At 77.8% G+C, this 6,862-nt stretch carries 7 protein-coding genes and 1 riboswitch; all 7 genes read right to left on the reverse strand.

What is annotated here, in order from left to right; translation table 11 throughout:
- On the reverse strand, positions 1-696 hold a 696-nt coding region (gene pnuC, locus G6556_RS15910; protein WP_166943599.1), incomplete at its 3' end, for a nicotinamide riboside transporter PnuC.
- Positions 693-1,163 carry a 6,7-dimethyl-8-ribityllumazine synthase gene (gene ribH / locus G6556_RS15915; RefSeq protein ID WP_166943602.1) on the reverse strand — a complete coding sequence of 157 codons (471 nt, stop codon included), beginning with the start codon at positions 1,161-1,163 and terminating at the stop codon, positions 693-695. The genes pnuC and ribH, both read right to left, overlap by 4 nt.
- Positions 1,160-2,485, reverse strand: coding sequence for a 3,4-dihydroxy-2-butanone-4-phosphate synthase (gene ribB / locus G6556_RS15920; RefSeq protein ID WP_166943610.1), 1,326 nt, complete (start codon positions 2,483-2,485; stop codon positions 1,160-1,162). Before ribB ends, ribH begins: the two co-directional genes overlap by 4 nt.
- 5 nt (positions 2,486-2,490) lie before the next feature.
- Entirely contained in the window at positions 2,491-3,141 is a 651-nt protein-coding gene (locus G6556_RS15925) for a riboflavin synthase (protein ID WP_166943604.1), read from the reverse strand.
- On the reverse strand, positions 3,141-4,160 hold the full coding sequence (gene ribD / locus G6556_RS15930; RefSeq protein ID WP_166943613.1) for a bifunctional diaminohydroxyphosphoribosylaminopyrimidine deaminase/5-amino-6-(5-phosphoribosylamino)uracil reductase RibD: 1,020 nt from the start codon (positions 4,158-4,160) through the stop codon (positions 3,141-3,143). The genes G6556_RS15925 and ribD overlap by 1 nt, the downstream gene beginning before the upstream one ends.
- 140 nt (positions 4,161-4,300) lie before the next feature.
- Positions 4,301-4,434: riboswitch (FMN riboswitch) on the reverse strand.
- 97 nt (positions 4,435-4,531) lie between these two features.
- Entirely contained in the window at positions 4,532-5,200 is a 669-nt protein-coding gene (gene rpe / locus G6556_RS15935) for a ribulose-phosphate 3-epimerase (RefSeq protein ID WP_166943607.1), read from the reverse strand.
- A 123-nt stretch (positions 5,201-5,323) separates the two neighbouring features.
- On the reverse strand, positions 5,324-6,862 hold a 1,539-nt coding region (locus tag G6556_RS15940; protein ID WP_240934621.1), incomplete at its 5' end, for a transcription antitermination factor NusB.

The following is a 6,862-nucleotide window of genomic DNA, read 5'->3' on the forward strand; positions in this document are numbered from 1 at the left end:
CCCCTCCACCCCGGCGGCCGCGGTGACCTGCTGCGGCTCGGACTCGCGCCGGGCGCGCCACCACACCACGAAGCCGGAGACGACCACGCCGGCGTACACGAGGTACAGGAACGCCGACGGGTAGTAGCCCGCGCTGAGCAGGAGGGGCACGCCGACGGCGTCGACCGCGATCCAGATGAGCCAGAACTCGATCCAGCCGCGCGCCATGCCGTACGTAGCCAGCAGGGAGCCGACGAAGATCCACGCGTCCGCCCACGGGCCCCAGGACCCGAGCGCCCGGAAGACCAGCGCGCAGGCGACCGTGCCGACGACGCCGACGACGCCGAGCTGGATCCACCCCGACCGACCGGCCCACCGCGGCACGACGGCGGGGGCGTCGGCATCGCCGTGCTCGCGCGCCACGCGCCGGGCCTGCGACCAGCGGACCCAGCCGTAGACCGCGACGGCGACGAAGAACACCTGCCGCCCCGCCTGGCCGTACAGGTCGCGCGCCTGGGGCGTGTGGAACACGCCGCCGAGGAACACGGTGAACAGCAGGACGTTGCCGACGATCCCGACGGGCCAGGCCCAGACCTTGCGGCGCAGGCCGCCCAGCGCGGAGGCGAGGCCGAACAGGTTGCCGATGACCTCGCGCCAGAGCACGGGGTGCCCGGCGACGACGAGCTGGGCGTCGAACAGCCAGCCGAGGACGTTCACAGCCCGCGCAGCGCGACGACGGTCGCGACCGCTGCCTCGGCCGCCTCGGCGCCCTTGTCCTCGTGGGAGCCCTCGAGCCCCGCGCGGTCGAGGGCCTGGGCCTCGTCGTCGCAGGTGAGCACGCCGAATCCGACCGGGACGCCGGTCTGCACGGCGACGTCGGTGAGACCGGAGGTCGCCGCCTGGCAGACGTAGTCGAAGTGCGGGGTGCCGCCGCGGATGACGACGCCGAGCGCGACGACCGCGTCGTGGTCGCCGGACCGCGCGAGCCGGCCGGCGGCGACCGGCAGCTCGAACGTGCCGGGCACGCGCACCTCCCGGACGTCGGTGACGCCGGCGGCGGCGAGCGCGCGCCGGGCCCCGGCGAGCAGGCCGTCCATGACGGTGGTGTGCCAGCTGGCCGCGACGACGGCGACCCGCAGGCCGCTGCCGTCGGTGGTGATGGTGGGAGCGCCGCTGCCGCTCATCGTGCGTCCTCCGTGCGAGACGTGGTGGGGGTGGTCGTGGTGCCGGGGTGCGGGTCGCGGTCCAGGCCGGGCAGCAGGTGCCCCATCGCCCGGGCCTTGGTCCGCAGGTAGGCCTCGTTGTGCGGGGTCCGGCCGACCTCGAGCCCGCGCACGTCGGCGACCTCGATGCCGTGGGCCGTGAGCCCGGCGACCTTGGCCGGGTTGTTGGTCAGCAGAGTGATCCGCCGGGCGCCGAGGTCGGCGAGGATCGCCGCGGCCGCGCCGTACTCGCGCCGGTCCGCCGGCCACCCGAGGTCGATGTTCGCCTCGACGGTGTCCCGGCCCTGGTCCTGGAGGGCGTAGGCCCCGATCTTCGCGAGCAGGCCGATGCCCCGGCCCTCGTGCCCGCGCAGGTAGACGACGGCGCCGCCCTCCCGGGCGGCGAGCTCCAGGGCCGCGTCGAGCTGCGGGCCGCAGTCGCAGCGCGCGGAGCCGAACGCGTCGCCGGTGAGGCACTCGGAGTGCACCCGGACGACGGGCTGCTCGGCCAGCCCCTGCGCGGCCACGAGGGCCACGTGGTCGGCGCCGGTCCGCAGGTCGCGGTAGGCGTGCACCCGGAAGTCGCCGTGCCGCGTCGGCAGGGCCGCGCTGTGCGCGCGGTGCACGCGCCGGCCGGGTGCGGCCGCCGCCGACTCGGCGCCGGGCTCCGGCTCGGCCGGCAGGTCGTCGTGCGCGGTGCGCCAGGCGATGAGGTCCGCGATGGTCAGCACGACCAGCCCGTGCGCGCGCGCCAGTTCGACCGTCGCGGGCAGCCGCATCATCGTGCCGTCGTCGTGCACGAGCTCGGCGATCGCGGCGACCGGCTCGACGCCCGCCAGGCGGCACAGGTCGACGGCCGCCTCGGTGTGCCCGGCGCGGTGCAGCACCCCGCCCGGCACCGCCCGCAGCGGCAGCACGTGACCCGGGCGGATGAGGTCCTCGGTGCCGGACGCGGGGTCGGCCAGCACGTGCAGGGTGCGGGTGCGGTCCGCGGCGGAGATGCCGGTGGTGACGCCGTGCGACGCGTCGACGGTCACGGTGTAGGCGGTGCGCCGGGGGTCCTGGCTCTGCGGGACCATCAGCGGCAGGTCGAGGGCGTCGGCGCGGGCGCCGGTCATCGGGGCGCACAGGTAGCCCGAGGAGTGCCGGATGGTCCAGGCCACCCACTCCGGCGTCGCCAGCTCGGCGGCCAGGATGACGTCGGCCTCGTTCTCCCGGTCCTCGGAGTCGGCGACGAGCACCGGGCGGCCCGCACGGAGCTCGGCGAGGGCCTGCTCGACGGTGCCGAGGACGAGCGGCTCCACGGCCGTCACCGGGTCACCCCCGCGACCGCACCGGCGGTCAGCAGCCGCTCGACGTACTTCGCGAGCACGTCGACCTCCAGGTTCACCCGGGTCCCGACGGCGGCAGCCCCGAGCGTGGTCTCGGCGAGCGTCGTCGGGATCAGGGACACCCCGAACCAGTCCGGGCCCACCGCGGTGACGGTGAGGGACACCCCCGCGACCGCGACGGAGCCCTTCTCGGCGACGTACCGGGCGAGCGCCGGGTCGAGCGCGACCTCGACCTCGTCCCAGCGGGGGCCGGGCGTGCGCCGGCGGACGGTGCCGACGCCGTCGACGTGCCCCTGCACGACGTGGCCGCCCAGGCGGGCGTCGGCGCGCACGGCCCGCTCCAGGTTGACCGGTGAGCCGGGGGCGAGATCGGCGAGGGCGGTGCGCCGCAGCGACTCCGGCATCACGTCGACGGCGAACGTCCCGTCGCCGGGCAGGTCGGTGACGGTGAGGCAGACGCCGGAGACCGCGATGGAGTCGCCGTGACGGGCGTCGGACGTGACCAGGGGGCCTCGCAGCACGAGGCGGGCGTCGGGGGCCTCCCCCGCGCCGGCTCCCCCGCCCGGGCCGCCCGGCGCCAGGTCCAGCGACACCACGGTGCCGACCTCCTCGACGATGCCGGTGAACATCAGCGCTCCTCCTCCTCGACGTCGGCCACGACGAGCACGTCGGGCCCCAGCGGTCGCACCTCGCGGGTCCGCAGCCGCAGCGCGTCCCCGATCGTCCCGATGCCCAGGTCCGCCACCGCGGCCCGCCCCGCCCCGAGCAGCACCGGGGCGACGTACGCGTGCACCTGGTCCACCACGCCCGCGCGCAGGAACGCCGCGGCGAGCGTCGGCCCGCCCTCGACGAGCACCCGGCGCACCTCCCGGGCGTGCAGCGCGGCGAGCGCCTCCCGCGGGTCGCGGGTGCGCAGGTGCAGCACCTCGCCGCCGGGGCCGGCGAGCCGGCCGCCCGCGGGCAGGTCCCGGGTCCCGACGACGACCCGCAGCGGCTGGTGCCCGGCGAGCGCGCCGTCGGCGTCGCGCGCGGTCAGCGCGGGGTCGTCCGCCAGCGCGGTGCCGGTCCCGACGACGAGCGCGTCGACCTCGGCGCGCAGGGCGTGCGCGTGCGCCCGGGCCTCGGGCGAGGTGATCCAGCGGCTCGACCCGTCCGCGGCGGCGACCCGGCCGTCCAGCGAGGCGGCGAGCTTGAGGGTGACGTGCGGCCGGCCGCGCCGCACGGCGAGCAGCCACGGCGCGAGCAGCTCGCGGCCCTCGGCCTCCTCGACCCCGACGACGACCTCGACGCCCGCGGCGCGCAGCCGCTGCGCTCCCCCGGCGGCGGACGGGTTCGGGTCGGCGACGGCGACGACGACCCGCGCGACGCCGGCCTCCAGCAGCGCGACCGAGCAGGGGCCGGTCCGGCCCGTGTGGTCGCAGGGCTCGAGGGTGACGACGGCGGTCGCCCCGCGGACGTCCAGCCCGCGGGCCCGCGCGTCGGCGAGCGCGGCGACCTCGGCGTGCGGCGTGCCGGCGCCGCGGTGCCAGCCCTCGCCGAGGACGCGGCCGTCCGGTCCCGACCCGGGGGGCGCGAGCAGCACGCAGCCGACCTGGGGGTTCGGCCCGTGCGCGGGCCCGCGGCGCGCCAGGTCCAGGGCGCGCACCATCGCGTCCCGCTCGACCTCCAGCGGCTCGACCGCCGTCCCCGTGCCCACTCCTGCTCCCCTCGACCGACGGGTCTCCGGGGTGCAGGCGGCGCGCGGGTGCACGACGTCCACGGCGCGCCCGGCTCACGCCGAGCACACCGCCACGACTCCTCCCATCCGGACTTTCACCGTCGGTCCTGGAGTTCCACCAGGTCAACCGCTCGCGCCGTGAGGCGTCTGCGGGTCGCGGACTGTCACCGCCGGCTCGGACTTTCACCGACCCCGGAGCACGTGTGTGTGTTCTACCGAACGATGATGCCACACGCGGCATTCCCGCCCGAGCGGGCGGGTCCGTCGGCGCCGGGCGGGTCCGTCAGCGCCGGGCCGGCCCGTCAGCGGGCGGCGAGCGCCTCGTCGGCCATCTGGCGCAGGACGTCGATCTCGGCGTTCGGGTCCTCGGCGCCGTACACGGCGGACCCGGCGACGAACACGTTCGCGCCCGCCTCGGCGACCGTCGCGATCGTGCTCCGGGACACCCCGCCGTCGACCTGGATCCAGGTGCCGGCGCCCTGCTCGTCGATCGCGGCGCGCAACCGGCGGATCTTCGGCAGCGTGCCCTCGATGAACGCCTGCCCGCCGAAGCCCGGCTCGACGGTCATGACGAGCACCATGTCGAACTCGGGCAGCAGGTCCAGCAGCGGCTCCACCGGGGACGCCGGCCGGAGCGCGATGCTCGCGCGCGCCCCGGCGGACCGGATCTCCCGCGCGAGCCGGACGGCGGCCTGGGCCGCCTCGGCGTGGAAGGTCACGGACGCGGCCCCGGCGTGCGCGTAGTCGACGGCCCAGCGGTCGGCGTCCTCGATCATCAGGTGCACGTCGACCGGCACCGGCGAGACCTCGATGATCCGCCTCACGACCGGCAGGCCCAGCGTCAGGTTCGGGACGAAGTGGTTGTCCATCACGTCCACGTGCGCCCAGTCCGCCCGGCTGATCCGGTGCAGGTCACGCTCGAGGTTGGTGAAGTCGGCGGACAGGATGCTGGGGCTGATCTGCGCGTGCACCCGCCCAGGGTATCGGCGCCCACCGCGGGGCGCCGGTCGCTGCGGGTCCGGGCCCCCAGCCGGTGCGGGACGTCAGGCGGTCCGGGCCGTCAGGCGGTGCGGGCCGTCAGGCGGCCGGGCCCGTCAGGCGGTGCGGCGCAGCAGGGTCAGGTGCATCGCGTCCGTGCCGTGCGCGTGCGGCCAGAGCTGGGCGTCCTCGCGCTCGGGCAGGTCCAGCCCGGGCGCGATGCCGTGCAGGACGGCCGGCGCGTCGAGCACCTCGACGTCCAGACCCGCCTTCCGGGCCGCGCGGGTCGCGTCGAGCACGGCGAGCCGGGTCTCCGCCAGCACGGGCGAGCACGTCACGTACGCCACGACCCCGCCGACACGCACGGCGCGCAGGGCCGACCCGAGCAGGTCCCGCTGCAGGGCGGTGAGCTGGGCCAGGTCCGACGGGGTACGCCGCCAGCGCGACTCCGGCCGGCGGCGGAGCGCGCCGAGCCCGGTGCAGGGCGCGTCGAGCAGCACGCGGTCGTAGCCGCCGGGCTCGGCGTCGCCGACCTCGCGACCGTCCCCGACCCGCACGTCCTCGACCGCACCGTCCGGCACCGCCGCGACGGCCTGCCGGACGAGCCGGGCGCGGTGCGGCTGCACCTCGTTCGCGACGAGCCGCGCACCGCGCTCGGCCGCGATGGCGGCCAGCAGCGCCGCCTTGCCGCCGGGTCCGGCGCACAGGTCGAGCCAGCGGGCGTCCGGACCGTCGAGCGGCGCGTCGGCCAGGGCGAGCGCGACGAGCTGGCTCCCCTCGTCCTGCACCCCGGCCCGCCCCGCGCGGACGGCGGGCAGGCCGGCCGGGTCGCCGCCGCCCGCGAGGGTCACGGCGGTCGGCGACCAGCGGCCCGCGCGCGCGTCGGGCCCCGCGGCGGCGAGCAGGTCGTCGCGGTCGGCGAGCCCGGGGCGGGCGACGAGGGACACCCGCGGGGCCTCGTTGTCCGCGGCGAGCAGCGCGCCCAGCTCGTCGGCGTCCCGGCCGTGCCCGACCAGGGCCTCGCGCAGCGCGCGGGTGACCCAGGCCGGGTGGCTGTCGACCGCCGACAGCCGCGCCACGGCGTCGGTGCCGCCCGGGTCGGCGGCGTCCCCGATCCGCTCCAGCCACACGTCGAGCGGCTCCCGGGACACCGCCCGCAGGACGGCGTTCACGAACTGGGCGGGCCCGGCACCGACCTGTTCGCGCACGAGGCCCACCGTCTCGGAGACGGCGGCGTGCGGCGGCACCCGCATGCCGAGCAGCTGGTGGGCGCCGAGCCGCAGGGCGTCGAGCACCGGCGGGTCGACCTGGTCGAGCGTCCGCCCGGTGCACTGCGCGAGGACCGCGTCGTACCGGCCGCGCAGGCGCAGGGTGCCGTAGGCGAGCTCGGTCGCGAAGCCCGCGTCCCGGCCCCGGATGCCGCGCTCGCGCAGGAGCGGGGGCAGGACGAGGTTCGCGTAGGCGTCGGAGTCGGCGACGGTGCGCAGCACGTCGAACGCCGCGGTGCGGGCCGGGTCGGAGGCCCGGCGGCGCGCGGACGGCGCTGCGGCGGTGCGCTCGCGCGGGCCCTGGCGGGACGCGGGCCGCTGGCGCCCGGCGGCATCGCGGTGCCCACCCCGGCCGGCGCCGTCCTGGCCGCCCCGACCACCGCTGCC

Source organism: Cellulomonas sp. IC4_254 (genome assembly GCF_011603975.1).
In the GTDB taxonomy this organism is placed as follows: Bacteria; Actinomycetota; Actinomycetes; order Actinomycetales; family Cellulomonadaceae; genus Cellulomonas.

Bases quoted from the DNA above. Each gene is read 5' to 3' on its own strand.
- ribD (WP_166943613.1), bottom strand. From the start codon at position 4,160: ATGGTGCGCGCCCTGGACCTGGCGCGCCGCGGGCCCGCGCACGGGCCG.
- ribH (WP_166943602.1), bottom strand. From the start codon at position 1,163: ATGAGCGGCAGCGGCGCTCCCACCATCACCACCGACGGCAGCGGCCTG.
- G6556_RS15925 (WP_166943604.1), bottom strand. From the start codon at position 3,141: ATGTTCACCGGCATCGTCGAGGAGGTCGGCACCGTGGTGTCGCTGGAC.